Genomic DNA, 23,208 nt, shown 5'->3' on the forward strand with positions numbered 1-23,208 from the left:
GGCAGAGAGGGCTGTGGCCCCGAGGGGGGCCGGAAGGGACGATGAAGAACATGGCTGGCCGGAAGAAGCATTCCGCCGAGGACGTGGTGCGTAAGCTGCGCCGCGCTGATGAGCTCGCCGCGGCGGGCAAGACCAACGAAGAGATCGCGGCCGAGCTGGAGGTCTCGCCGGCCACGCTGTACAACTGGCGACGCAGCTATGGCGGCATGGACGTGGACGCGGCCAAGGAGCTCAAAGAACTGCGGGAACAGAGCAGCCGCCTCAAGCGGCTGCTGGCCGAGGCCGAGCTGGAAAAGGACGCCCTGCGGGAGGTCGCCAAGGGAAAATTCTGAGCCCGGACGCCAAGCGCCGCGCTGTGGACATGCTCAAGGAGGTTCTGGGCATGTCAGAACGGCTGGCGTGCAAGGCGGTCGGGCTTGCCCGTTCCACCTATCGCCGCACGCCGCTTGCGGCTACCCCGGCTGACCCTGACGCGCTGCTACGGCAGTGGTTGCGGGATTACTCGGCCAAACACCCCTGCCATGGGTTTCGGCGCGCCTGGGCGGCCCTGCGCCACGACGAACACCGTGAGGTGAACAAGAAGAAGGTGCATCGGCTGTGGAAGCAGGAGGGGCTGCAGCGCCGGGTGCACAGCCCGCGCAAACGCTCCGGGGCCTGCACCGCCCCGCACGTCGAGGCCGATGCGCCCAAGGTGGTGTGGGCGCTGGATTTCCAGTTCGACTCCACCATCGACGGCAAAGCGGTCAAGATCGCCTCGATGCTCGACGAGCACACCCGAGAATCGTTGCTGAACATCGTGGAGCGCTCGATCACCGCCGAGCGGCTCATCGCCGAGCTGGAGCGGGTGTTCGCCGCGGCCGGCGGTCCACCGAAGGTACTGCGAATGGACAACGGCCCTGAGCTCATTTCCCAAGCGCTCCAACAGTTCTGCGATGGCAAGGTGGGGCTGTGCTACATCCCGCCCGGAACGCCGTGGAACAACGGCTACATCGAATCGTTCAACAACCGGCTACGAAGGGAGTGCCTCAACCGCAACCACTGGACCAACCTGCTCGAAGCCCGCGTGGTCATCGGCGACTTCAAGCACGAACACAATCATCGACACCGTCACTCAGCGCTGGGCTACCTCACCCCCGCCGAGTACGCTGCCCGATGCAGCCACACCCACCACCCCGTGACCTGCGAGATCAACTGAGACCGGTATCAACACAACCTGGCTCCAAAACCAGGTGGACCGACTATCGGGGACCTGCCAGTTATGACAAGCACGACCCGGCTTGGCACGGGAGCGGGAACTTACGCAACGGCATCCGCGCCAAGACGGTGCTCACGAAATCGGCCCGGTCAAGATCGGGTCCCGCGCGACACCAACAGCAGCTTCGAAGGGTCCGTCAGATTAACGGTGTAAGCGGCACTTCGGTTAGGTGGTTTCGCTTCCCGGCATGCGGTCGGCGAAAGTGATCGCGAAGGCGGTCAGTGCTGGTTTCCAGCGCATGGTCCATCGCTTCTGGCCGGTCCCGGTCGGGTCCAGTGACCGGGTGACGAAGTATAGGCATTTCAGGGCGGCTTGCTCGGTCGAAAAATTCCCACGCACCCGGATGGCACGGCGGTAACGGGCATTCAAGGATGTGATGGCGTTGGTCGAACAGGTCACTTTCCTTATCTCGGTGTCGTAGTCCAGGAACGGGATGAATTCGCTCCAGGCGTTGCGCCACAACCGAATGCCGCCGGATACCGGTGCCCCACTCGGCGTCGAAGGCGTCCAGCGCCTCGGCGGTCGCGGTGGCGTTGACCGCGGTGTAGATCGGTTTGAGGGCGCGGGCGATGGCGTCGCGGTGCTGACGCCCCGCGTAGCGGAAGGTGCCGCGGATCAGATGGATGATGCAGGTTTGTACCACGGTGTCGGGGAACACCGCGCTCACCGAGGCCGGTAGGCCTTTAAGGCCGTCGCAGACCAGGAAGAAGATGTCAGCTACGCCGCGGTTGCGCAACTCGGTCAGCACGGCCAGCCAGTACTTCGCTGATTCAGCGTCACCTTCACCGGCCCACATGCCCAGCACGTCACGGTGCCCGGCCAGATCCACCCCGATGGCCGCGTAGACCGGCCGCGGTCCGACCTGCCCGTCGCGGATCTCGACATGCAGGGCATCGATGAACACCGCGGCGTACACGCGCTCCAGCGGGCGGGTGTGCCAGGCCGTCATTTCCTCCACAACGCGGTCGGTGATCCGGCTGATGGTGTCCTTGGACACCGACGCACCGTAGATGTCGGCGAAACGGGCGCTGATCTCGCCGGTGGTCAACTCACGGGCATACAGCGAGAACACCACCTCATCGACGTCGGTCAGGCGTCGCTGACGCTTTTGGACGATGTGCGGCTCGAACGTGCCCGCTCGATCGCGCGGGACGTCAATTTCAATGGACCGCACGCATCGGTCAGCACTGCCTTGACGCGGGTTCCGTTGCCGGAGTTGCCGCTTGCATACCCGGCCGGATCGTGGCGGGCATAGCCGAGATGCTCGGATAATTCCTCATCAACGGCGGTTTCGATGACCGTCTTGATCATCGCTTTGAGTAACCCGCCCGGCCCGGTCAGCGCCACGCCGGCCTCGCGGGCCTGGCGCACCCACTCCCGGGCGACCTCGAGCTCGTCGACCTCACGGCTACCAGGGACATCGATCGCCGCCATGGCGGCGGCCTTGACTTCAGGGTTCTGTGATGGCTGCACAGCCACGACAGGCTCGGTCATTAAACGACCTTTCCAGCCCCGACACACCGGGACCGATCAGGCCGTTAACACCCTTATTGCGACAGTCCCCCTCAGCCGCGACGAACGCTATAGTCGTTGGCCATGAGACTAGATTCGATTCGCCGTTCGGGCGTTGTAGTGCTTGTCTTGGGCACTGCCTCGGTAGCAATGGTCGTGGACGCGCTGGGGTGGCGCCGTTATCTTGTGCTGGGCACGGCCACACTGGCACTTGCCGTCAAGGCTGCGGGGAGGCGTCGCCTCGGCGTTCGGCGCAGTCTGGGAAGAAAAGGCAAACGCAATAGTGCCTTGAGTCATTAATTTGGTGCAGTAGTTGCCGACGATTCTGACCAACGATTTGGTCGGCGGTCGTGGTCCAGACGTATGGGGCCTTCGTTCCGGGTGCCGACTACTCCGGTGATTCCCGCTTACTGCGAGGGGTACTCCGGATTCACTTCAGTGAGCCTGCGCGCCGCACGCTCACGAAGCTCGGAGATTGCTCGGGCGTGCCACGACTCGAATCCTCCCAAGGTCAGGAGTCTCCGGAAACGCGGAACGGCTCAGGTCGAATCGCCCTGGAGATTTGGAGATTCCTGACCTTGGAAACGAGGACGCAGGGATGCGCACGGAATCGTCATCAGGAAAGAAGCCGACCGGGTGCAGGTACAGCCCGGAGGAGAAGGCCGCCGCTGTGCGGGTGGTACCCGCCTTGCGCGCAGATTTGGGCACCGAGCAGGGAACGGTGTCGCGGGTGACCCGCCCCCGCTTGGCTACGGGTGGAGTCAGTACGGAGCTGGGTGGGTCAGGCCGACATCGACGACGGGTACGCACCTGGGATCTCGAGTCAGGAGTCGGCAAGGGTCAAGCAGCTCGAGCAGGAGAACCGAGAACTTAAGCGCGTCAATGGTATTCTGAAACGATCTGTCAGCTTCCTCGGCGCGGAGCTCAACCGCCAACACAAGAAATAGTCGGCTTCATCGACTTGCACCGCGAGGACTTCGGGGTCGAGCCCATCATCGCCGTCCTACGCACCGCAGGGGTGACGGTGGCCCCGAGCACTTACTACGACAGCAAACCCGGCTCCCCTCAGCACGGGCCCGTCGCGACGTCGAGCTGGCCCCAGCACTGGTCGCGCTCGGGACGACAACTATCGGGTCTACGGGACGCGCAAGCTATGGAAGACCGCCGTGGCGGGCGCGACGTCGGCCGTGATCAGGTCGGGCGCCTGATGCGCGCGGCCGGCATTACACGGGGTGCGTCGCGGCAAACCGGTCCGCACCGATAAGTTCCACCGTTGTTCTAAGTCACCCCGGCGTGTCCGGACACTTCACTTCGTAGTGAAAGGCAAAGGTGAAGTGAGATGGACTTCGTCGGTTGGACAGGTCGCGGCGGTTCGTAAGTGGAGAGCTGCTGCTGTTGTTATGCCGCTTGCGGTAGCGGCTCGGTGTGATGACCGCGCTCGCTGAACTTCCCCACTGACGCTGGCGGATTCCAGTCAACGTCGCAACACCGAAGCTATTCGGAGGTTGCCATGGAGTCGGAGCGGAAGACCCGAGGACGGGGACGCCCAAGGGGCGGAACGTTGGTCGAGGAGCAGGAGTGGTCCGGCCGGCTGATCGCCCGAGGCGTCAGCAACTCTCAGGCGTGTCGGATGGTGGGGATCGACCGGAGGACGGGGACACGCTGGCGCTATGGGCGCGTGGTGGTCAACAAGGTCGGTGATTTGGTGCGCTATCCAGCCGTGAGTGACGCGCGACCCCAACTGCGGCATCCCCGGTACTTGTCGTTTGACGAGCGGACGATGATCGCTGATGTGCATCGTGAGGGTGTCGGTGTCCGCGGTGTCGACCGCCACGGTGATGGGACCACCTTGACTAGGGTTTAGCCAGCTTCATTGGACCACCCGTTTGCCAGTTATGGGACCACTGGCGTGTCGCGCTCGGTGGCCGCTCGCTTACTGGGTCGGATCACTTCATGTCGATCGACGTGAAGGAGTTCCGCTGAATGTATCGGGAGGTTTCGGTGATCGAGGTACGTGAGCTGTTGCGGGTGTGGATGGCAGGGGCCGGCTTGCGCCGGGTGGGCGTGCTGGCCGGGGTGGATCGCAAGACCGCACGCGACTATACGAACGCGGCGGAGTTGGCGGGGCTGGACCGGGGCGGTGATCTGGATCAGCTCACCGATGAGCTGATCGGCGCGGTGATCGAGGCGGTGCGCCCGGGCCGACCGGATGGCCACGGTGTGACGTGGGAGTTGTTGCGCGCCAACCACAATCAGATCGTTGAATGGGTCGACAAGGATCTAACGGTGGTCAAGATCGGCGATTTGTTGGCGCGCCGCGGCATCATGGTGCCGCAACGGACTGGATATCCCCCCAAAGCGTGGAGGCATGCACTATGAGGAGTAGTCATGTCAGAAACACGCAGGAAGTTCGACCAGGAGTTCCGGGAGGGGGCGGTGCGGATTGTCCGGGATACCGGTAAGCCGATCGCCCAGGTGGCCCGAGACCTCGGGATCCACCCGGGTACCCTGGGTAATTGGGTGGCCCAAGATCGTGCAGAACATGAAGGCACGCAAGGGCTTTCGACTGGTGACATTGCCGAGTTGAAGCGACTACGCACCGAAGTCGCTGAGCTGCGGATGGAGCGTGATGTGCTCAAGCGATCAGTGGTCCTGTGGGTGAAGGAGGCGACGAGGTGAGCGTGGCACGCTTCATCGCCGACCAGAGGACCATGCACGGCGTGCCACACACCGTGGCCTGCGCGATTCTTGGCCTCAGCCTCTCCTGGTTGTACAAATGGCTGCATCGCGAGCCAACCGGCCGGGAGCGCCGCCGCGCCGAGCTGGACACGCGGGTGGCGGAGCTGTTCGTGGCCTCCAAGCGCACCTACGGTTCGCCGCGCATCCACGCCGACCTGCTCGAGGAGGGCTGGAAGGTCAGTGTTAACACCGTTGCTGAGTCTATGCGCCGGCAGGGTCTGCAAGGTCGTAAACCGAAGCGGCCCAAGGGATTGACTCGCCAGGACAAGAGGGCGGCGAAGTTTCCCGACCTGCTCAAACGGGACTTCAGTGCGGCGACGCTGAACCTCAAGTGGTGTGGCGATATCACTGAGATCCCCACCGACGAGGGCAAGCTCTTCTTGGCTTCCGTGCTCGATCTGTGTGGACGTCGGTTGCTGGCGTGTCCGATGTCGGATCACCCCGACGCCGAGCTTGCCGGTGACGCGATGAAGATGGCCGCTGCGGTGCGCGGCGGCCGCACCGTGATCGATGGCGTAATTTTCCACACTGACCGCGGATCTACTTATACTGCAAGTGCTTTCACGAAGTTGTGCCGCAAGCTTGGGGTGCGGCAGTCGATGGGACGTGTGGGGTCGTGCTTCGACAACGCCGCGGCCGAGGCGTTCTTCTCGACCCTGGAACATGAGGTGCTGTCTCGGCAGCACTTTGCCACGAAAGCACAGGCCCGTGAAGTCATCACCGCCTGGTGTCACGATTTCTACAACGTCCAGCGTCGACACAGCTCGGCCGGGTTGTTGCCGCCCGTCGAGTACGAGAAAATCGCCGCAAACCAGACGGAGGCGGCTTAAAGGAAGCCTTCCACGTTTCGGGGGGAAACCCAGACCCTGCATCGGTACTGCACGCAGTGCACCGCCTACCGGGGCCGCGGCAGCGCTGGCACGGTGCCGGTCACCGACGGCGAACCCGGCGTGGAATGCCAGATCGATTTCGGGAAGATGGGCAAGATCTTCGATCCCGAATCGGGGCGCAACCGGGTCGTGCACGCGTTGATCTTCACCGCCGTCTACTCGCGGCACATGTTCGTGTGGCTGACGTTCAACCAGACCCTGGAGGCGATCATCGCCGGCTGCGAGGCGGCCTGGCGATTCTTCGGCGGTGTGTTCAAGGTGTTGATCCCCGACAACATGACACCGATTGTGCCCAAGGCCGATTCGACCGATCCGCAGTTCAGCGTGGGATGGACGGAGTACTCTCAAGCTCGCGGATTTTTCACCGACCCGGCCCGGGTGTCCCACCCGTGCGACAAACCGCGGGTCGAACGCATGGTCCAGTACGTGCGGGGCAACTTCTTCGCCGGCGAGGACTTCACCGACCTGGCCGACGCCCAAGCCCGCGCGCAGGCGTGGTGTGCAGACAAGGCCGGGCAGCGTATCCACGGCACCACCTGCGCCCAACCGGCGGTGGTGTTCGCCGAGGGTGAGGCCGCACTGTTGCTACCGGCACCGACCGAGCTCTACCAGGTGCCGATCTACGCTGATGCCAAGGTGCACCGCGACTACCACATTCAGGTAGCCCGAGCCTTGTATTCCATCCCCGAACACCTTCGCGGGCAGACTGTTTCGGTGCGTGCCGATGGCGAGTTGGTCAAGGCGTTTTTCCGCGGCAAGCTGGTCAAGACCCACCCCCGCCAGCCTGCCGGCGGGCGCTCCACCGACCCGCTGATCTGCCCGCCGACAAGACCGGCTACGCCATGCGGGATCTGACCCGGCTGATCACCACCGCCACCGGCCATGGACCCGATATCGGCATCTACGCCGAACGCCTGCTCGACCACCAGCTGCCGTGGACCCGGATGCGGCAGGTATACCGGCTGTTGGGGCTGGTCAAACGCTACGGCGCGACCCCGGTGAACACCGCCTGCGAACGCGCCCTGGAGCTCGACGTGGTCTCGGTGTCCAAGATCGCCGCCATGCTGCACAAGGCCACCGAGAACGCCCCCGCCGAGGCGCCGCGGGCGGCCACCGGCCTGGCCCCAGCCCGGTTTGCCCGAGACCCGGGTGAATACCGCCCCCAAGGCAGGCACCGACCCGACTGGATGACCGTCATCGACGGCGGCAGCACTGGTGAGGGCCTCAACCAGCCGCAGGGGCGGTGAACATCATGGCGACCAAACCCACTGTCACCGACCCGATCTCGACTGACCTCAAGAATGTGATGCGTCAACTCAAACTCGGCCGTATGCTCGACACCCTGCCCGAGCGGCTCACCTTGGCCCGCCAGCAGCACCTGTCACATGCGGCGTTTCTGGAGCTGGTCCTCGCCGATGAAGCCACCCGGCGAGACACCAGCTCAGCGGCCCGTCGTGCCCGCGACGCCGGCCTGGACACGGCGATGCGCCTGGACTCCTGGGACGACACCGCCGCGGTCCGCTACGACCGCACCCTGTGGACCGACCTGACCAGCCTGCGGTTTATCGACGGCCCGTACGGCGCCCTGCTCCTGGGGCCCGTTGGCGTAGGCAAGACGCATCTGGCAACGACGCTGGGTCACATCGCCGTGCGCCGCCGCACCCCCACCCTGATGCTGCGTGCCGATGCAATGTTCAAGCGGCTCAAAGCCTCCCGACTCGACAACAGCACCGAAGCGGAGATGCGCCGCCTGGCCCAAATTCGGCTGCTGATCATCGATGACTTCGCGCTGCAGCCGATGGACGCCACCGCGACCGCCGACTTTTACGAGCTTGTCGTGGCCCGCCACCAGCGAGCCTCAACCGTGCTGACCTCCAACCGCAGCCCCGATGAATGGCTGGCTGTGCTTCCCCCGAAATCGTGGAGGGTTTCCTATGCCGCTTCCGGCTTGGTCTTGGATTCCCTGATCTCGTAGTTGACGGGTGAGAGCCCGTCGGCGGCGCTGTGCCGGCGTTGGTGGTTGTAGAAGGTGTAGCACCAGTCGATGACCACGGCCTGCGCTTGGATAGTATCACGGAAACGATTGCGGGACAACACTTCCCATTCGAGTGAGGAGAAGAATGCCTCTGCGGCAGCATTGTCGAAACACGATCCGACCCGGCCCATCGACTGCCGAATCCCCAACTTCCGGCACAGTGCGGTGAACGCGCCCGCGGTATAGGTGCTGCCGCGATCGGTGTGGAATATGACCCGCTCGGACTCCTCGTCGCGCCAGATCACTCGGCGGCCACCGCGGGCGGCCACGGCCATTTTGATGGCCGCGCACGCCAGCTCGGCATCTGGGTGTAAGCCCATGGCCGCGCCCAGCAGCCGGCGGCTATACAGATCGATCACGGTCGCCAAATACAGCTTCTGCCCGGACTCGGTCGGAATCTCGGTCATGTCACCGACCCATTTGCAGTTCGGCGCGGCCGCGGTGAAGTCTCGTTTGACCAGGTCGGGGAACTTCGGTGCCGTCTTGTCCTGTTTGGTAAGCCCATTGCGGCGCTTGATGCGGCGCGCCACCAAACCCTGGCGGCGCATCGAGTCGGCCACCGTTTTCTCCGACACCTGCCAACCAAGATCACGCAGGTCATCGACCAGCCGTGGTGAACCATGTAGTCCCTTGGCCGCCTTGAACGCCGCAGCGACCGCGGCATCGAGTGCAACGCGGCGCCGATCGGTGTCGGTGTGCAACCCATCAGGATCGTCGGCACGGTTGATCCACTTGTAGAACCACGCCATGCTGACCCCCAACAGAAAGCACGTAACCGTATGAAGGACCCCGGGTTTGATGCACACCTCGTTTTGTGTGACCGGTGTTGTCCGATCCGATGAGGAGCGTAGTACCCGGACGCCCAGTTGTGCGCGGTCAGTTCGTGTCGTTGGCGTCGTGCCATGCCTGCCAGATGTCGGGGCGGAGCCGACCGCGGTCGGGTACCTGCAGGCCGACGGCGCGGGCCCAGGCGCGCACCTCGGCGGTGCTCGGCTCGGGCGCTGGGGCTGCTTGATCGAGTTCGGTGACGATCGATCTTGGTTGGCGAGATACGTTGCAGCGCAGCGTGGTCAGTGATCGCCCAGGCGTGGGCGGCGTGGGGTACGCACGTTCGGACGCGCCTGCTTGCGGGTGCGCGGCGATTGCCAGAACACCGCGTCGCGGCCCCCCGCGGTGGTGAACCACCGTCGATTGGGGTCCCGGCTTTCACGAACAACCAGCTGCGAGCGGTTTTCCCTGGACCGCTGCACAATCACATCGATGGCCGCACCGCGGCGCTGGCACGAGCGCAACGGCAGGCGTTCGACGATCACCGCATCTGTGGGCCACTCGTTGAGGCTGACTGGGTAGCAGTACAGCGCCTTGACCCGCGGCCACGTCCCCGAGGTCCGAAACAGCAGGTCACCGCCGGGTTGGGGAACCCGCAGCAGATACAGCAGCCGGGAATCCTCATCCGGGTTCGAGCGCGATCACCAACTCCGCCACAGTCCCCGAGTCTGCCGGTGCGCGGCCCCGAAGCGGGCCTGTGGGGCTTACTGGTGGCCGGTGTGCTCGGCGGCGTGCAGGCGCTGGTAGTGCTCGGCCTCGACCTCGGCCGGCGGGCGTCGGCCCAGACGGTGCATCAGCCTGGCTGTGTTGTACCAGTGCACCCACGCCGAGGTGATGTCCTCCAGGTCGGCGAGGGTGCGGATCGGGCCGTTGCGAAACGGTGAGCCCTCGCGGACGCACTCGGTTTTGTAGAGCCCAATAGTGGTTTCGGCGAGCGCGTTATCGAGGGCGTCTCCGACCGTGCCGACCGAAGGTTTCAGCCCGGCCAACATCAGAATTTCGGTGAAATGTATTGCGGTGTACTGTGATCCGGCATCGCTGTGGTGGATGGTGTTCCCGGACAGCGGACGACCCTCGCGGGCTCGGCGGGCTGCGGCGGCCCGAATGGCGCGTTCGACGAATGCGGTGTTTTTCCTCAGCGAGCATTCCCAGCCGGGGGATCAGGCCGGCGTAGGCGTCGATGACAAACGCGGTATAGCCGAACCCGCCACCGTCGAGGGGCACGTAGGTGAAGTCGGCCACGTGCAGAGCGTCGGGTCGCGTTACCCGGAACCGCCGACCCACCAGGTCCGGTGCCCGCTCGGCGGCTGGATCCCGCTCGGTGGTGCGCACCCGGCGGGTTCGGGTCACGCCGCGCCAGCCGTTGGCGCGCATCAGCCGTTCTAGCGTGCAGCGGGCCACGGGGACGCCCTGGCGCTGCAGATGCGCCCACATCTTCACACTGCCGTACAGGCATTCTGGAGGCCGTTTGCCATCGCCGTCGGGCTCGTAGATGCCGGCCAGGATCTCGGTGATCGTGGTGTCCCATAGTGCCCGTTTCGACGGTGCTGCTGCCCGGTGTGCCCAGTAGGTACGCGGGGCGATCGCCACGCCCTGGATACCCAGAGCGCGGCAGATCGGTACGACCCCGAACCGGTCCTTGTGTTCGTCGATGAACGCACAGATCAGCGGTGTAGCGGGTCGCACTCCCGCGCGAAGAAAGTCGTTGCGGCTTTTAGTACTTCGATTGTGGTTTCGAGCTCGCGGTTCTTCCTGCGAAGCTCACGCAGCTCTTGTTTTTCTTCGCTGGACACCCCGGCCCTCTCGCCCGCGTCGACCTCGGCCTGGCGCACCCACTTGCGCAGCGTCTCCGCGCTCATCCCCAGCCGGCCGGAGATCTCGCGCATCGCCGCCCACTCCGTGGCGTAGTCATCGCGGTGTTCGCGGACCAACCGAACCGCCTTGGCCTTGGTGTTCTCGTCGTACTTGCTCGGCATCGTGCCCATCCTTCCCTCAGAAGAAGGTGTGCAAGAAACCCGGTACGGTTCAGTATGCGGCACCCGGTATTTGGCCCTCTGGTCAGCGATGAAGCGTGCCACGCTCACTTCGTCGCCTCCTTCACCCACAGGACCACTGATCGCTTGAGGACATCACGCTCCATCCGCAGCTCGGCGTTCTCGGCCCGCAACCGCTTGAGCTCGGCGAGATCGTCGCGGGTCAGCTCCCCACGACCCTCACGCGCCTCTCGATCCTGGGCAACCCAATTTCCCAGAGTGCCCTCGTGGATCCCCAGGTCCCGCGCGACCTGGGCGATCGACTTACCCGTCTCACGCACGATCCGAACAGCCCCCTCACGGAACTCCCGGTCGTACTTCTTCCGTTTCTCTGACATCGCTACTCCTTATAGCTGATGCCTCCACGGTCTCGGGGGAATGCCAGGCGGTCATGACCGACCCCCTGCTGGCCCAGTCCGCCGTCGACCGGCTCACCTCAACAGCGCACGAACTCGTCATCGAAGGCCAGTCCTACCGACGCCGCCAGAAGCCCTCAGTTGACACCAGGCCAACGACCGCCGATCATCCCCAATGAGCCAAACAGGTGGTCCATAGTTGGTGGCCAACCGGTGGTCCCATCCTCGTGGCAAATGACAGCGGCATTGCTGATCAGCTCGGCCGGGCGGCTTCGACGATCTCTCGGGAGTTGCGCCGCGGCGGCGACGATCAGGGACGTTATCGACCTGCTTGCGCCGAGCGGCTCGCTGTTGGGCGGTGATCTCGATCGTCACACACCCGCCGGGTGGAGTGCGACGAGGAACTTCGCGGTGTCGTCTCTGATCTGTTCGCCAAGGGGCGTGTCATTCCATTTGTGTAAGTCCGGGGTGGTCCATCATCGGACCGCCGTTCGGGGCGGACAGAAGGAGTGTTTTGTGACGAAGACCACGCAATTGCCGGCTGAGGAGAAGTCGGCGGTGGCATTCCCCCGAGACCGTGGAGGCATCAGCTATAAGGAGTAGCGATGTCAGAGAAACGGAAAAAGTACGACCGGGAGTTCCGTGAGGGGGCTGTTCGGATCGTGCGTGAGACGGGTAAGTCGATCGCCCAGGTCGCGCGGGACCTGGGGATCCACGAGGGCACTCTGGGAAATTGGTCGCGTCCTGAAACCGGTGTAAATGGGGCCGGGCGTAGGTTCTGCTTCGAGACCTACCAAGTCATCGAAGAAAGGACCTACGCCCGTGCCTGCACGAGTATTGCCGACCGACCGTGTTCGCGCCAAGATCGACGAGTTGTTCGCCTCCGATCGTGAGCTGCCCGAGATCCTGGAGGAGGTGGCCCGCCTCGGTGCGCAACTGTTGATGCAGGCCGCGCTGGAAGCCGAGGTGACCGAATTCCTGGGCCGGGAGCGCTACCAACGCACCGCAGCGACACCGGATGCCCAGCCGGGGTCACGCAACGGCTATCAGCCGGTGACGGTCAAGACCACCGCTGGCCCGGTCACCTTGGAGCGGCCCAAGCTGCGCGGCACGACCGCCGCGTTCGCCTCACGGCTGTTCGGCAAGCACGTCACCAAGACCAACGCGCTGGAATCGCTGGTGATCGCCTCATTCGTGCGTGGATTGTCGGTGCGCGATGTCGAGGCCACCCTTGCCGATGCGCTCGGTGATCAGGCCGCGATCTCGAAATCAACGGTGTCGCAGGTATGCCAAGCCATCAAGGCCGAGTACGACTCCTGGGCGGTCCGCCGCCTCGACGAGGTGGTGCTGGACTACCTGTTCCTGGATGCCTCGTTTTTCCGGATGCATCCCGGCTCGCCGGCCGAGCCGGTCCTGGCTGTCTGGGGCATCACCACCGACGGCAAGCCCGTCTTCGTGGGCCTGGCCCCCGGCACCGGGGAGTCGACGGATGCCTGGGCCGACTTTTTGACCGACCTACGCGACCGTGGGCTGGGGTGCCCGCTGCTGGTGGTCTCCGACGGGGCCCGCGGATTGATCGCGGCTATCGAACAAATCTACCCAAAAGCGTTGCGCCAGAGATGTCTTATTCACCGGCTGCGCAATATTCTGGCGAAGATCCCGGCGGGGATGCAGGCCGAGATCCGCGACGGCTACTGGGCCTGCTTCGACACCGACGGCCTCAACATCGAACCCGGCCCACGCCTGGTCGAGCTCATCGACGCCCGGCTGACCGCGTTCGCCGACCGCTACGCGCCCACCTACCCGGCGGCGATGAAGATCTTGCTGACCGACCGGGAGGGTCTGACCGCTTATCTGCGGTTCCCGACCGAGCATCATCACCGCATCCGGCACTCGAACTTCATCGAGCGCACCTTCGGTGAAACACGCCGTCGCGCAAAGGTTATCGGCCGCTTCCCGGGCGAGACCAGCTGCATCAGCATCGTCTGGGCCGTCCTTGACCGCGCATCGCGCGGCTGGCGCGGACTGACCATGACCCCCGCCGGGTTACGCCAGCTCCAAGACCTACGCCGTGCCCTGCTGCAACCACCACGGCAACTACGACCCCAGCACACCCCGGACTCCGCCACCAACAACCCCGAGCCTGTCAGCGCCACCGCGTAACATCACCCACCGAAGCCAGAACCTGCGCCCGACGATTTACACCAAAATCTGGACGCCACCGGGAAATTGGGTTGCCCAGGATCGAGAGGCGCGTGAGGGTCGTGGGGAGCTGACCCGCGACGATCTCGCCGAGCTCAAGCGGTTGCGGGCCGAGAACGCCGAGCTGCGGATGGAGCGTGATGTCCTCAAGCGATCAGTGGTCCTGTGGGTGAAGGAGGCGACGAAGTGAGCGTGGCACGCTTCATCGCTGACCAGAGGGCCAAATACCGGGTGCCGCATACGGTTACGTGCTTTCTGTTGGGGGTCAGCATGGCGTGGTTCTACAAGTGGATCAACCGTGCCGACGATCCTGATGGGTTGCACACCGACACCGATCGGCGCCGCGTTGCACTCGATCGCGGTCGCTGCGGCGTTCAAGGCGGCCAAGGGACTACATGGTTCACCACGGCTGGTCGATGACCTGCGTGATCTTGGTTGGCAGGTGTCGGAGAAAACGGTGGCCGACTCGATGCGCCGCCAGGGTTTGGTGGCGCGCCGCATCAAGCGCCGCAATGGGCTTACCAAACAGGACAAGACGGCACCGAAGTTCCCCGACCTGGTCAAACGAGACTTCACCGCGGCCGCGCCGAACTGCAAATGGGTCGGTGACATGACCGAGATTCCGACCGAGTCCGGGCAGAAGCTGTATTTGGCGACCGTGATCGATCTGTATAGCCGCCGGCTGCTGGGCGCGGCCATGGGCTTACACCCAGATGCCGAGCTGGCGTGCGCGGCCATCAAAATGGCCGTGGCCGCCCGCGGTGGCCGCCGAGTGATCTGGCGCGACGAGGAGTCCGAGCGGGTCATATTCCACACCGATCGCGGCAGCACCTATACCGCGGGCGCGTTCACCGCACTGTGCCGGAAGTTGGGGATTCGGCAGTCGATGGGCCGGGTCGGATCGTGTTTCGACAATGCTGCCGCAGAGGCATTCTTCTCCTCACTCGAATGGGAAGTGTTGTCCCGCAATCGTTTCCGTGATACTATCCAAGCGCAGGCCGTGGTCATCGACTGGTGCTACACCTTCTACAACCACCAACGCCGGCACAGCGCCGCCGACGGGCTCTCACCCGTCAACTACGAGATCAGGGAATCCAAGACCAAGCCGGAAGCGGCATAGGAAACCCTCCACGATTTCGGGGGAAGCACAGCGGCGCGTCGGCTGGCTGAGACGTTCTCGGCGGAGACGTTGGACTCGTTGATCAAGGACGCGGTGAAAGCCGGGACCCCAATCGACGGTGCGGACGGTTTGCTCAATGAGTTGACCAAGGCCGTGCTGGAGCGGGCGCTGAATTCGGAGCTGACCCATCACCTGGGCTATGAGGCCGGTGATCCCGCCGGGCGCGGTTCGGGCAATTCTCGCAACGGCACGACGCCTAAGACGGTGAGCACGATCAACGGCCCGGTGCGCATCGATGCGCCACGCGACCGCAACGGGTCGTTCGAGCCGGCGATCGTGCCGAAGAAGACCCGTCGGCTTAACAACATCAATTCCGTGGTGCTGTCTCTGTATTCACGTGGCATGACTACCCGAGACATCGAAGCACACCTTGAAGAGGTGTACGGGGCCAGTGTGTCGAGGGAGCTGATCTCCAACATCACCGAGGTGGTGGTCGATGAGATCAAGGCCTGGCAAGCCCGCCCACTCGATGAGGTCTATCCGATCCTGTATATCGACGGTCTGCGGCTGCGCATCAAGGACAACGGGGTGGTCACCATGGTTTGCGTCTGACTTCGCCGCAGAGATCGGGGTGAGAAATTACCCAAGGGTGGGAGTCTTCTCGGGTGATCCGAGAGGAGCGATCCATGCCCGAGTCGAACGAGTCCGGCCGTCGGCGGCCGATGAAGCTGTCGGCGGAGACGAAGTGGGAGATCTTCCTGCAGGTCACTGCCGGGGAGATCAGCCAGGCCGAGGCCGCGCGCAGGTGGGCCGTCGACGTGTCAACGGTGATCGGGATACGCCGCACAGTCAAAGACGCCGCACTGGCCGCCCTGGCCCGCAAGCCGGGGCGTCCTGGCCGGCAACGCGATTGGCAATTGGAGGCGGCACGATCCGAGATCGCGCAGTTGACCGAGGCGGTCAAGGCGCAGGCTATCGAGCTGGCGGTTGTGCGGGGAAAATCCGGCTGGGGCTGAGCGGACCGGTGCCGGCGCGGGTCCCCGCCGAGGCGAAGGAGCTGGTCCTCAAGACGGTCGACGAGGCGGTCGCAGCCGGGTTCTCCCATAGCTGGGCGTGTGCGCTGTGGCAGGTCTCCGATTCGCGGGTGCACCGGTGGCGGGCGCGGCGCCGCGACACTGGCACCCTGGTCGACTGCGCCCCGGGCGGGCACCCGATACACGGTTTGCTGCCCGAGGAAGTGGCCGCGATCCTCGACCTGGTCGAGCAGTGGGGTCCGATCGACCGGTCGCATCGCAAGCTGGCCCACCGCGGCTCCTACCAGCAGCTGGTGTGGGTGGCGCCGGCCACCCTGCGCCGGGTGCTCATCACCCACGGGCTGAGCCTGCCGGCACCTCAACCACGGCGCCGGTCGGAGAAAAAGCCCTGGCCGGACTGGCTGGTGTGGGCGCCCAACCGGATTTGGATCTGGGACGCGACCCACTTCACCCGGGCTCGCCGCGTCGTCTTCGCCATCGTCGATATGGTGTCACGCAAGTGGATCGACACCCTGGTCAGCGTCGAGGAGACCACCACCCAGGTGCAGGTGGTCTTCGAACACGCCCTCGAAATCGAGGACCTGTTGGATTTGCTGACCGACGAGCGCCTCGACCTCGACGCGGACGATCCGCGCCGCCCGATCCTACTGGCGGTTTCCGACAACGGGCCGCCGATGACCGCCCACGACACCCGCGCTTTCATGGCCCTGATGGCCATCGTCCAACACCATGGTCGCCCCGGCGTGCCACAAGACCAAGCGTGGATCGAATCGTTCTTCGGCCACATCAAGTGCGAGTGGCCGCACCTGGAGGCCATCACCGACCCGGCGCTGCTGGAAACCGAACTCGCAAGGGTGCGAACCGAATACAATTGCGTCAGGCTCCACGAAGCGATTGGCTATGTGACCCCCGACGACGAGCACGCCGGCCGTGGAGAGGCTATCCGCCAGGCCCGTCGTGACGGCCTCGACCGAGCACGCCAACGCCGCCTGGACTACCATCGTCGAACCAGCACCAACCCCACCGGGGAGACGCCATGCATTGGGTAATTTCCCGCGCGATCTCTGCGGTTAAGTCAGAAACACCTCAACCACCAAGGTGGCTTACCTGGCGATTGGGGTGGATCTGGAGGGCCGCAAACATGCCCTGGGAGTCTGGATCCAAGACTCCGAGGGCGCGAAGTTCTGGCAGAAAGTCGTCATCGACCTGCGCAACCGCGGAGTGCGCGACATCTTGATCGCCTGCTGCGACGGCCTCACGGGGCTGCCCGATGCGATCCGCTCGATCTTCCCCGACACCGTGGTGCAGACCTGCGTGGTGCACGTGATCCGCAACGCCATGCGGTTCGTGTCCTACAAGGACCGCAAGAAGGTCGCCACTTCGATGCGGGCGATCTACACGGCCGCAACCGTCGAGGCCGCTGAGCTCGCGCTCAAAGACTTCGACACCCAGTTCGGCGCCCAATATCCCGGCGCGATTGACGTCTGGCACAACGCCTGGCCCGAATTCGTGCCGTTTCTGGATTATCCCGTGGAGCTGGGCTCTTGTGACGTTGTCGTGGGTTCGCTGACCTGGGAATTTGGGCGCAACGCCGTGTCCTGCTTACGTTTTGGACTGTCTAGGGTTCAATCCGCGAGAAGGAGCTACGGCGTTGCGCATGTCCAGGGTATTGGCGAGCGGTCTGGGTGACCAAAACATGGTGATCGAGGACGTGACGATCGAGACCGAGACCACGGGTCGGAAGCAGCCGAAGACCTCCGAAGTTCTGGTGTTCTCGGTGCGGCCCAAGGCGTCGCAGGCGGGCCGGTGCTCGCGGTGCCGGAAGCGGTGCCCGGGCTATGACGCGGGGGGCCGGGACGGGAACGGGATCAGGCGCTGGCGGACCCTGGATGTGGGGACCACAAAGGCGTATCTGCAGGCCGCGGCCCCGCGGGTGGCATGCGGCGAGCATGGGGTGGTGGTTGCGCATGTGCCGTGGGCGCGGCCGGGCGCCAAACACACCTGGGCGTTCGAGGACACCTGCGCGTGGCTGGCCGCGCACACCGCATTGAGTGTGCTCACGGTGCTGCTGCAGATCGCCTGGCGCACCGTGGCGGCGATCGTGACCAGGGTGGTGGCCGATGGCCGCGACACCAACGACCTGCTCGCCGGACTGTCGCGGATCGGCATCGACGAGATCGCCTACCGCAAGGGACATCGCTACTTGACGTGCGTGGTTGACCACACGACAGGCCGGCTGGTGTGGGCCGGCGAGGGCCGCAACCAGGACACGCTGGGCCGGTTCTTCGATCAGCTCGGCGCCGAGCGGGCCAAGCTGCTCACCCACGTCAGCTGCGACGGGGCGGAATGGATCCACGCCCTGGTGCGTGCCCGCGCGCCGCAGGCGCTGATTTGCCTGGATGGGTTTCATGTCGTGGCCTGGGCCATGAAGGCACTGGACAAGGTGCGGGTACGCACCATGACCCGCGCCGGGATCACCGATCGGCACGCCATGTGGGCGACCCGCAAGAACCCGGCTGACCTGTCCTGCGAGCAGCGCACCAGCCTCGCTAAGATCGCCGACACCAACCGCACCCTCTACCGGGCGTATCTGCTCAAAGAGCAACTACGCGAGGTGTTTCGGGTCAAGGGCACCCACGGGCGGCAGCTGCTGGCCGGCTGGCTGTCGTGGGCGTCGCACTCACGCATCCCCGAGTTCGCCGCGCTGGCCCGCAGCATCCGCCGCTACCGCGACCTCATCTGGAACACGCTCGATCACGGCCTGTCCAACGCCCGATCCGAAGCCACTAACACCCACCTGCGGGCATTAACCAAACGCGCCTACGGATTCCACAGCCCAGACGCACTCATCGCCATGGCCATGCTCACCCGAGGCGGCCTCTGCCCAGCACTACCCGGACGGAAATGACCCACTACAACGTCAGTAGATCCTGGAGCTGCGCAAAATCGTGTACACCACCAATGCGATCGAATCGATCAACTTCCAGCTGCGCAAGATCACCAAAAACCGCGGCCATTTCCCCGACAAGGACGCCGCGATGAAGTTGCTGTACCTCGGGTTGCGCAACATCTCCAGCGAGAGAGGAGGTTTCTCCGGCACCGGGACCTACAACTGGACTGTGGCGTTGAACACACTCGCCAGGCTCTTCCCGGGCCGAATTCCGTTGTGTTAGAATACAACTCGTAGTCAAATCACCTCTGACTTACACAGAATTCGTGACAGGCTCTCGCCAAGAGGTGGAGTCCCCAACAGATTGCCCACGAGTTGGTCATCCGGTTCCCCGACCAACCCAAGCGCCAGTTGTGCACCGAATCGATCTACCAGGCGACCTATGACCCGCGGATCGAGTTGTCCCGCCCAGCCAAACGGCGAGGCCGACGCCGACGCCGACATGAGGTGTTTCTGACTTAACCGCAGAGATCGCGCGGGAAATTACCCAATGCATGGCGTCTCCCCGGTGGGGTTGGTGCTGGTTCGACGATGGTAGTCCAGGCGGCGTTGGCGTGCTCGGTCGAGGCCGTCACGACGGGCCTGGCGGATAGCCTCTCCACGGCCGGCGTGCTCGTCGTCGGGGGTCACATAGCCAATCGCTTCGTGGAGCCTGACGCAATTGTATTCGGTTCGCACCCTTGCGAGTTCGGTTTCCAGCAGCGCCGGGTCGGTGATGGCCTCCAGGTGCGGCCACTCGCACTTGATGTGGCCGAAGAACGATTCGATCCACGCTTGGTCTTGTGGCACGCCGGGGCGACCATGGTGTTGGACGATGGCCATCAGGGCCATGAAAGCGCGGGTGTCGTGGGCGGTCATCGGCGGCCCGTTGTCGGAAACCGCCAGTAGGATCGGGCGGCGCGGATCGTCCGCGTCGAGGTCGAGGCGCTCGTCGGTCAGCAAATCCAACAGGTCCTCGATTTCGAGGGCGTGTTCGAAGACCACCTGCACCTGGGTGGTGGTCTCCTCGACGCTGACCAGGGTGTCGATCCACTTGCGTGACACCATATCGACGATGGCGAAGACGACGCGGCGAGCCCGGGTGAAGTGGGTCGCGTCCCAGATCCAAATCCGGTTGGGCGCCCACACCAGCCAGTCCGGCCAGGGCTTTTTCTCCGACCGGCGCCGTGGTTGAGGTGCCGGCAGGCTCAGCCCGTGGGTGATGAGCACCCGGCGCAGGGTGGCCGGCGCCACCCACACCAGCTGCTGGTAGGAGCCGCGGTGGGCCAGCTTGCGATGCGACCGGTCGATCGGACCCCACTGCTCGACCAGGTCGAGGATCGCGGCCACTTCCTCGGGCAGCAAACCGTGTATCGGGTGCCCGCCCGGGGCGCAGTCGACCAGGGTGCCAGTGTCGCGGCGCCGCGCCCGCCACCGGTGCACCCGCGAATCGGAGACCTGCCACAGCGCACACGCCCAGCTATGGGAGAACCCGGCTGCGACCGCCTCGTCGACCGTCTTGAGGACCAGCTCCTTCGCCTCGGCGGGGACCCGCGCCGGCACCGGTCCGCTCAGCCCCAGCCGGATTTTCCCCGCACAACCGCCAGCTCGATAGCCTGCGCCTTGACCGCCTCGGTCAACTGCGCGATCTCGGATCGTGCCGCCTCCAATTGCCAATCGCGTTGCCGGCCAGGACGCCCCGGCTTGCGGGCCAGGGCGGCCAGTGCGGCGTCTTTGACTGTGCGGCGTATCCCGATCACCGTTGACACGTCGACGGCCCACCTGCGCGCGGCCTCGGCCTGGCTGATCTCCCCGGCAGTGACCTGCAGGAAGATCTCCCACTTCGTCTCCGCCGACAGCTTCATCGGCCGCCGACGGCCGGACTCGTTCGACTCGGGCATGGATCGCTCCTCTCGGATCACCCGAGAAGACTCCCACCCTTGGGTAATTTCTCACCCCGATCTCTGCGGCGAAGTCAGACGCAAACCAGACAGCTGCAGGGATTGCAGCGGGCCGGCCGGATCGCCAACATGACGATGATCGCTGATCGACCTGCCGAGGTCGAGGACCGGGTGCAGGTCGGGCACTGGGAAAGAGACAGCCTCGTGGGGGCCAGGAACCGTTCTGCGATCGGAACTCTCGTCGAACGTGTCAACCGCTTTGTGATCCTGATCCACGTGTCCACCGGGCGCCCGAGTGCAGAAGCGATGCGTGAAGACGTCGTCGCCGCACTCGGTGCGCTGACATCAGATCTCCGACGGACGCTGACCTGGGATCAGGGCAAGGAGTTGTCCTACCACCAACAGATCACCGCAGCCACCGGTACCGACGTGTTCTTCTGTGACGCGCACTCACCATGGCAGCGCGGCTCCAACGAGAACACCAACGGCCTACTGCGCGATTACTTCCCCAAAGGCACTGACCTGGACCACATCTCACCAGATCAATTGCAGCGGGTCGCCGACAAAATCAACGACCGGCATAGGCGTGAAAACGCAGATTTCGGTCGCGCCAGTACAACGACCACAGCCCAGTGGATTTCACATACCGCAGCCGGGCGATCGGGAACCGCGTCCACTGCGCACCGATCTCGGGCCGCCACGGCGACCGGCATTCGACCACCGTCAAGTGACGCTCAGCGACGTCAACCTCGACCCGAACCTCGGCCAGGGCGAACGCAGGCAACCTGTCCCGACACCACCGCTGGACCCGCGCAATATCGATCTGCGGCACAACGCCCACCGGTCTTGGTTTGCGTCTGACTTCGCCGCAGAGATCGGGGTGAGAAATTACCCAAGGGTGGGAGTCTTCTCGGGTGATCCGAGAGGAGCGATCCATGCCCGAGTCGAACGAGTCCGGCCGTCGGCGGCCGATGAAGCTGTCGGCGGAGACGAAGTGGGAGATCTTCCTGCAGGTCACTGCCGGGGAGATCAGCCAGGCCGAGGCCGCGCGCAGGTGGGCCGTCGACGTGTCAACGGTGATCGGGATACGCCGCACAGTCAAAGACGCCGCACTGGCCGCCCTGGCCCGCAAGCCGGGGCGTCCTGGCCGGCAACGCGATTGGCAATTGGAGGCGGCACGATCCGAGATCGCGCAGTTGACCGAGGCGGTCAAGGCGCAGGCTATCGAGCTGGCGGTTGTGCGGGGAAAATCCGGCTGGGGCTGAGCGGACCGGTGCCGGCGCGGGTCCCCGCCGAGGCGAAGGAGCTGGTCCTCAAGACGGTCGACGAGGCGGTCGCAGCCGGGTTCTCCCATAGCTGGGCGTGTGCGCTGTGGCAGGTCTCCGATTCGCGGGTGCACCGGTGGCGGGCGCGGCGCCGCGACACTGGCACCCTGGTCGACTGCGCCCCGGGCGGGCACCCGATACACGGTTTGCTGCCCGAGGAAGTGGCCGCGATCCTCGACCTGGTCGAGCAGTGGGGTCCGATCGACCGGTCGCATCGCAAGCTGGCCCACCGCGGCTCCTACCAGCAGCTGGTGTGGGTGGCGCCGGCCACCCTGCGCCGGGTGCTCATCACCCACGGGCTGAGCCTGCCGGCACCTCAACCACGGCGCCGGTCGGAGAAAAAGCCCTGGCCGGACTGGCTGGTGTGGGCGCCCAACCGGATTTGGATCTGGGACGCGACCCACTTCACCCGGGCTCGCCGCGTCGTCTTCGCCATCGTCGATATGGTGTCACGCAAGTGGATCGACACCCTGGTCAGCGTCGAGGAGACCACCACCCAGGTGCAGGTGGTCTTCGAACACGCCCTCGAAATCGAGGACCTGTTGGATTTGCTGACCGACGAGCGCCTCGACCTCGACGCGGACGATCCGCGCCGCCCGATCCTACTGGCGGTTTCCGACAACGGGCCGCCGATGACCGCCCACGACACCCGCGCTTTCATGGCCCTGATGGCCATCGTCCAACACCATGGTCGCCCCGGCGTGCCACAAGACCAAGCGTGGATCGAATCGTTCTTCGGCCACATCAAGTGCGAGTGGCCGCACCTGGAGGCCATCACCGACCCGGCGCTGCTGGAAACCGAACTCGCAAGGGTGCGAACCGAATACAATTGCGTCAGGCTCCACGAAGCGATTGGCTATGTGACCCCCGACGACGAGCACGCCGGCCGTGGAGAGGCTATCCGCCAGGCCCGTCGTGACGGCCTCGACCGAGCACGCCAACGCCGCCTGGACTACCATCGTCGAACCAGCACCAACCCCACCGGGGAGACGCCATGCATTGGGTAATTTCCCGCGCGATCTCTGCGGTTAAGTCAGAAACACCTCAGT

23 protein-coding genes, 9 pseudogenes and 1 other annotated feature are annotated in these 23,208 nt (G+C 64.7%); of the genes and pseudogenes, 22 read left to right on the forward strand and 10 right to left on the reverse strand.

The features are described from left to right. Nucleotides 1-50: 50 nt before the first annotated feature. A protein-coding gene (locus AB8998_RS21825) for an IS3 family transposase (protein ID WP_369739728.1) occupies nt 51-1,195 on the forward strand; the annotation gives its coding sequence in 2 pieces (ribosomal slippage) (nt 51-318 and nt 318-1,195; 1,146 coding nt in all). A gap of 225 nt (nt 1,196-1,420) precedes the next feature. Here the strand turns inward: AB8998_RS21825 and AB8998_RS21830 are convergent. Continuing rightward, nucleotides 1,421-2,429: pseudogene (locus AB8998_RS21830) on the reverse strand (IS256 family transposase). After that, entirely contained in the window at nt 2,345-2,749 is a 405-nt protein-coding gene (locus AB8998_RS21835; protein ID WP_369739729.1) for a transposase, read from the reverse strand. The pseudogene AB8998_RS21830 and the gene AB8998_RS21835 overlap by 85 nt, the downstream one beginning before the upstream one ends. A 616-nt stretch (nt 2,750-3,365) precedes the next feature. On the opposite strand from AB8998_RS21835, the pseudogene AB8998_RS21840 reads away from it, so the two are divergent. The 7 genes and pseudogenes from AB8998_RS21840 to AB8998_RS21870 form a co-directional block, all read left to right on the forward strand. Then, nucleotides 3,366-4,026, forward strand: a pseudogene (locus AB8998_RS21840) (IS3 family transposase); the annotation flags it as partial. Next, nucleotides 3,673-3,800, forward strand: a sequence feature (AL1L pseudoknot). It overlaps the preceding pseudogene by 128 nt. Nucleotides 4,027-4,750: 724 nt before the next feature. After that, entirely contained in the window at nt 4,751-5,146 is a 396-nt protein-coding gene (locus tag AB8998_RS21845; RefSeq protein ID WP_369739731.1) for a hypothetical protein, read from the forward strand. 9 nt (nt 5,147-5,155) lie between these two features. Then, the gene (locus tag AB8998_RS21850; RefSeq protein WP_369739732.1) at nt 5,156-5,446 is read left to right on the forward strand and encodes a transposase; all 291 of its coding nucleotides are present in this window, start codon (nt 5,156-5,158) and stop codon (nt 5,444-5,446) included. Further along, nucleotides 5,443-6,336, forward strand: a complete 894-nt coding sequence (locus tag AB8998_RS21855; protein ID WP_369739733.1) for an IS3 family transposase — start codon at nt 5,443-5,445, stop codon at nt 6,334-6,336. The genes AB8998_RS21850 and AB8998_RS21855 overlap by 4 nt, the downstream gene beginning before the upstream one ends. 93 nt (nt 6,337-6,429) lie before the next feature. Beyond that, nucleotides 6,430-7,251: a Mu transposase domain-containing protein gene (locus tag AB8998_RS21860; RefSeq protein ID WP_369739734.1), complete on the forward strand. Its 822-nt coding sequence runs from the start codon at nt 6,430-6,432 to the stop codon at nt 7,249-7,251. After that, a complete protein-coding gene (locus tag AB8998_RS21865; RefSeq protein ID WP_369739735.1) occupies nt 7,239-7,643 on the forward strand; it encodes a transposase in 405 nt (134 codons plus the stop codon). Before AB8998_RS21860 ends, AB8998_RS21865 begins: the two co-directional genes overlap by 13 nt. Nucleotides 7,644-7,648: 5 nt before the next feature. Beyond that, nucleotides 7,649-8,371 (forward strand): ATP-binding protein, encoded by a 723-nt coding sequence (locus AB8998_RS21870; protein WP_369739736.1) that lies wholly within the window; start codon nt 7,649-7,651, stop codon nt 8,369-8,371. Here the strand turns inward: AB8998_RS21870 and AB8998_RS21875 are convergent. From AB8998_RS21875 to AB8998_RS21890, 5 genes and pseudogenes are all read right to left on the reverse strand, one after another. Beyond that, on the reverse strand, nt 8,329-9,180 hold the full coding sequence (locus tag AB8998_RS21875; protein ID WP_369741698.1) for an IS3 family transposase: 852 nt from the start codon (nt 9,178-9,180) through the stop codon (nt 8,329-8,331). The two genes, AB8998_RS21870 and AB8998_RS21875, sit on opposite strands and share 43 nt — an antisense overlap. Before the next feature lie 127 nt (nt 9,181-9,307). Continuing rightward, nucleotides 9,308-9,616 carry an Lsr2 family DNA-binding protein gene (locus AB8998_RS31630; RefSeq protein WP_420492646.1) on the reverse strand — a complete coding sequence of 103 codons (309 nt, stop codon included), beginning with the start codon at nt 9,614-9,616 and terminating at the stop codon, nt 9,308-9,310. Continuing rightward, entirely contained in the window at nt 9,502-9,744 is a 243-nt protein-coding gene (locus AB8998_RS31635; RefSeq protein WP_420492658.1) for a hypothetical protein, read from the reverse strand. The genes AB8998_RS31630 and AB8998_RS31635 overlap by 115 nt, the downstream gene beginning before the upstream one ends. Before the next feature lie 219 nt (nt 9,745-9,963). Beyond that, nucleotides 9,964-11,235, reverse strand: a pseudogene (locus tag AB8998_RS21885) (IS3 family transposase). 104 nt (nt 11,236-11,339) lie between these two features. Continuing rightward, nucleotides 11,340-11,630 carry a transposase gene (locus tag AB8998_RS21890; protein WP_369739715.1) on the reverse strand — a complete coding sequence of 97 codons (291 nt, stop codon included), beginning with the start codon at nt 11,628-11,630 and terminating at the stop codon, nt 11,340-11,342. Between the two features lie 53 nt (nt 11,631-11,683). Between AB8998_RS21890 and AB8998_RS21895 the strand changes: the two genes are divergently transcribed. The 11 genes and pseudogenes from AB8998_RS21895 to AB8998_RS31640 form a co-directional block, all read left to right on the forward strand. Beyond that, the gene (locus AB8998_RS21895; RefSeq protein WP_369739737.1) at nt 11,684-11,827 is read left to right on the forward strand and encodes a hypothetical protein; all 144 of its coding nucleotides are present in this window, start codon (nt 11,684-11,686) and stop codon (nt 11,825-11,827) included. Nucleotides 11,828-12,253: 426 nt separating this feature from the next. Continuing rightward, on the forward strand, nt 12,254-12,541 hold the full coding sequence (locus AB8998_RS21905) for a transposase (RefSeq protein WP_369739739.1): 288 nt from the start codon (nt 12,254-12,256) through the stop codon (nt 12,539-12,541). Continuing rightward, complete coding sequence (locus tag AB8998_RS21910) at nt 12,471-13,811, forward strand: IS256 family transposase (RefSeq protein ID WP_172835062.1); 1,341 nt, start codon at nt 12,471-12,473, stop codon at nt 13,809-13,811. Before AB8998_RS21905 ends, AB8998_RS21910 begins: the two co-directional genes overlap by 71 nt. A 225-nt stretch (nt 13,812-14,036) precedes the next feature. Then, nucleotides 14,037-14,970: pseudogene (locus tag AB8998_RS21915) on the forward strand (IS3 family transposase). A gap of 42 nt (nt 14,971-15,012) precedes the next feature. Further along, nucleotides 15,013-15,564, forward strand: a pseudogene (locus tag AB8998_RS21920) (transposase); the annotation flags it as partial. 92 nt (nt 15,565-15,656) lie between these two features. After that, nucleotides 15,657-15,986 (forward strand): hypothetical protein, encoded by a 330-nt coding sequence (locus AB8998_RS21925; RefSeq protein WP_369739254.1) that lies wholly within the window; start codon nt 15,657-15,659, stop codon nt 15,984-15,986. An 8-nt stretch (nt 15,987-15,994) separates the two neighbouring features. After that, entirely contained in the window at nt 15,995-17,053 is a 1,059-nt protein-coding gene (locus AB8998_RS21930; protein ID WP_369739255.1) for a transposase, read from the forward strand. 25 nt (nt 17,054-17,078) lie between these two features. Further along, nucleotides 17,079-17,543: pseudogene (locus AB8998_RS21935) on the forward strand (IS256 family transposase); the annotation flags it as partial. 112 nt (nt 17,544-17,655) lie between these two features. Beyond that, nucleotides 17,656-18,912 (forward strand): ISL3 family transposase, encoded by a 1,257-nt coding sequence (locus AB8998_RS21940; RefSeq protein ID WP_369736942.1) that lies wholly within the window; start codon nt 17,656-17,658, stop codon nt 18,910-18,912. Nucleotides 18,913-18,937: 25 nt separating this feature from the next. Continuing rightward, nucleotides 18,938-19,177: pseudogene (locus AB8998_RS21945) on the forward strand (transposase); the annotation flags it as partial. A gap of 47 nt (nt 19,178-19,224) precedes the next feature. After that, nucleotides 19,225-19,395: pseudogene (locus AB8998_RS31640) on the forward strand (IS30 family transposase); the annotation flags it as partial. 42 nt (nt 19,396-19,437) lie between these two features. On the opposite strand, the gene AB8998_RS21950 reads toward AB8998_RS31640, so the two are convergent. Together AB8998_RS21950 and AB8998_RS21955 are read right to left on the reverse strand one after the other, a co-directional pair. After that, nucleotides 19,438-20,496, reverse strand: coding sequence for a transposase (locus tag AB8998_RS21950; protein WP_369739255.1), 1,059 nt, complete (start codon nt 20,494-20,496; stop codon nt 19,438-19,440). Between the two features lie 8 nt (nt 20,497-20,504). Further along, nucleotides 20,505-20,834: a hypothetical protein gene (locus AB8998_RS21955; RefSeq protein ID WP_369739254.1), complete on the reverse strand. Its 330-nt coding sequence runs from the start codon at nt 20,832-20,834 to the stop codon at nt 20,505-20,507. Nucleotides 20,835-20,873: 39 nt separating this feature from the next. On the opposite strand from AB8998_RS21955, the pseudogene AB8998_RS21960 reads away from it, so the two are divergent. Beyond that, nucleotides 20,874-21,461, forward strand: a pseudogene (locus tag AB8998_RS21960) (IS30 family transposase); the annotation flags it as partial. Here the strand turns inward: AB8998_RS21960 and AB8998_RS21965 are convergent. Further along, a complete protein-coding gene (locus AB8998_RS21965) occupies nt 21,403-21,771 on the reverse strand; it encodes a DUF3024 domain-containing protein (RefSeq protein ID WP_369739740.1) in 369 nt (122 codons plus the stop codon). The pseudogene AB8998_RS21960 and the gene AB8998_RS21965 sit on opposite strands and share 59 nt — an antisense overlap. Here AB8998_RS21965 and AB8998_RS21970 point away from each other — a divergent pair. Both AB8998_RS21970 and AB8998_RS21975 read left to right on the forward strand, forming a co-directional pair. Beyond that, nucleotides 21,770-22,099, forward strand: a complete 330-nt coding sequence (locus AB8998_RS21970; RefSeq protein WP_369739254.1) for a hypothetical protein — start codon at nt 21,770-21,772, stop codon at nt 22,097-22,099. The genes AB8998_RS21965 and AB8998_RS21970 overlap by 2 nt on opposite strands. An 8-nt stretch (nt 22,100-22,107) precedes the next feature. After that, nucleotides 22,108-23,166 carry a transposase gene (locus AB8998_RS21975; RefSeq protein ID WP_369739255.1) on the forward strand — a complete coding sequence of 353 codons (1,059 nt, stop codon included), beginning with the start codon at nt 22,108-22,110 and terminating at the stop codon, nt 23,164-23,166. The last annotated feature ends 42 nt before the right edge of the window (nt 23,167-23,208 follow it).

It is taken from the genome of Mycobacterium sp. HUMS_12744610, assembly GCF_041206865.1.
Lineage (GTDB): Bacteria > Actinomycetota > Actinomycetes > Mycobacteriales > Mycobacteriaceae > Mycobacterium > Mycobacterium servetii.

Coding starts and splice junctions, on each gene's coding strand:
- AB8998_RS21835 (WP_369739729.1), bottom strand. CDS start 2,749: ATGACCGAGCCTGTCGTGGCTGTGCAGCCATCACAGAACCCTGAAGTC.
- AB8998_RS21845 (WP_369739731.1), top strand. CDS start 4,751: ATGTATCGGGAGGTTTCGGTGATCGAGGTACGTGAGCTGTTGCGGGTG.
- AB8998_RS21850 (WP_369739732.1), top strand. CDS start 5,156: ATGTCAGAAACACGCAGGAAGTTCGACCAGGAGTTCCGGGAGGGGGCG.
- AB8998_RS21865 (WP_369739735.1), top strand. CDS start 7,239: ATGCGGGATCTGACCCGGCTGATCACCACCGCCACCGGCCATGGACCC.
- AB8998_RS21870 (WP_369739736.1), top strand. CDS start 7,649: ATGGCGACCAAACCCACTGTCACCGACCCGATCTCGACTGACCTCAAG.
- AB8998_RS21875 (WP_369741698.1), bottom strand. CDS start 9,180: ATGGCGTGGTTCTACAAGTGGATCAACCGTGCCGACGATCCTGATGGG.
- AB8998_RS21890 (WP_369739715.1), bottom strand. CDS start 11,630: ATGTCAGAGAAACGGAAGAAGTACGACCGGGAGTTCCGTGAGGGGGCT.
- AB8998_RS21895 (WP_369739737.1), top strand. CDS start 11,684: ATGACCGACCCCCTGCTGGCCCAGTCCGCCGTCGACCGGCTCACCTCA.
- AB8998_RS21905 (WP_369739739.1), top strand. CDS start 12,254: ATGTCAGAGAAACGGAAAAAGTACGACCGGGAGTTCCGTGAGGGGGCT.
- AB8998_RS21925 (WP_369739254.1), top strand. CDS start 15,657: ATGCCCGAGTCGAACGAGTCCGGCCGTCGGCGGCCGATGAAGCTGTCG.
- AB8998_RS21955 (WP_369739254.1), bottom strand. CDS start 20,834: ATGCCCGAGTCGAACGAGTCCGGCCGTCGGCGGCCGATGAAGCTGTCG.
- AB8998_RS21970 (WP_369739254.1), top strand. CDS start 21,770: ATGCCCGAGTCGAACGAGTCCGGCCGTCGGCGGCCGATGAAGCTGTCG.
- AB8998_RS21965 (WP_369739740.1), bottom strand. CDS start 21,771: ATGGATCGCTCCTCTCGGATCACCCGAGAAGACTCCCACCCTTGGGTA.